We start from the raw sequence: 475 nt of genomic DNA, 5'->3' as shown, positions 1-475 counted from the left end.
GTCGTACCTGGTCGATTACTTTCGCGTGGAAGGCCTCACACGCTGGGTGCTGATCGTCGTGCTGATGATCGCCAAGGCGGGGCTGATCGTCTCTGTGTTCATGCACATGATGTGGGAGCGGTTGGCACTGGTGTACGCCATTCTCATGCCGCCGCTCGCGTTGCTGGTGCTGATGGTATTGATGGCCGCGGAAGCGCATCACACCTTTGGGATGCGCGCCCTCTTCTTCCATTGAGCGCCGTTCAGCGCGCCGTCAAGCAACGGCCGTCGCATCCAGCGCCTGCGTGAAATCCGCCACCAGATCGGCCTCATCCTCAATGCCGACCGACACGCGCACAAGCGAATCGGCAATGCCCATCGACGCGCGGCGCTCGGCACCCATTTCCCAGTAGATGGTGGGGGCGACCGGAATCACCAGCGTGCGCGTGTCGCCCAGGTGCGTGGCGCGCACGGCGTAGCGCAGGTGGTCGAGCAT

Annotated in this window: 2 protein-coding genes; one reads left to right on the top strand and one right to left on the bottom strand. The window is 63.4% G+C overall.

Annotated elements, in window-relative coordinates:
* Positions 1–235: cytochrome C oxidase subunit IV family protein (locus D7V93_RS43970; protein ID WP_120648749.1), on the top strand; the 235-nt coding region annotated here is incomplete at its 5' end.
* Positions 236–253: 18 nt separating this feature from the next.
* Here D7V93_RS43970 and D7V93_RS43965 read toward each other — a convergent pair.
* Positions 254–475: PLP-dependent transferase (locus D7V93_RS43965; protein ID WP_208723386.1), on the bottom strand; the 222-nt coding region annotated here is incomplete at its 5' end.

It is taken from the genome of Corallococcus llansteffanensis (assembly GCF_003612055.1).
Taxonomy (GTDB): Bacteria; Myxococcota; Myxococcia; order Myxococcales; family Myxococcaceae; genus Corallococcus; species Corallococcus llansteffanensis.
The sequence above is the reverse complement of the archived record's forward strand: the minus strand, read 5'-3'. Positions and strand labels throughout refer to the sequence as shown.